The 423-nt window shown below is 67.8% G+C and carries 1 protein-coding gene; it reads right to left on the reverse strand.

Annotated elements, in window-relative coordinates:
• Positions 1 to 125: 125 nt before the first annotated feature.
• Positions 126 to 423: alpha/beta hydrolase (locus tag EN853_RS33175; protein ID WP_135861346.1), on the reverse strand; the 298-nt coding region annotated here is incomplete at its 5' end.

The raw sequence follows: 423 nt of genomic DNA on the forward strand, positions 1-423 counted from the left end.
CGGCCTTCCTTGCCAAACCAGACACACGCCGCAGGCCCGACCGGGCCCGCGTGCAGCGGGCGCAGGGGCCCGCAACTGGTGTATCGGCCGCGAACGCGCAGAGTGAAGCGCGTGCTCGCCTGCGCTCAGCCGGCGTTGTCGTTGCTGAAGAAGCGCAGGATCACTTCGGCGACCCGCGCCGGATCTTCCATGTGCAGGTGGTGGTTGCCGGGAAACACCGCCAGCCGTCCATCGCGCAGGTGCCGCAGGCGATCGCTGCGCATCGGTTCGGGATAGTAGGGCTGTGCGGGAGTGGCGTAGATCACCTGCGTCGGGCAGGTGATCGCCTGCAGCAGGTTGTCGATCTGGCCCTCGCTGAGGCGGATCGCCGTGGGCATCATCAACCGTGGATCACTGCACCAGCGATAGCCACCCTCGACCGGC

Origin of the sequence: Mesorhizobium sp. M1C.F.Ca.ET.210.01.1.1, from assembly GCF_004791585.1 — a bacterium.
In the GTDB taxonomy this organism is placed as follows: domain Bacteria; phylum Pseudomonadota; class Alphaproteobacteria; order Rhizobiales; family Rhizobiaceae; genus Mesorhizobium.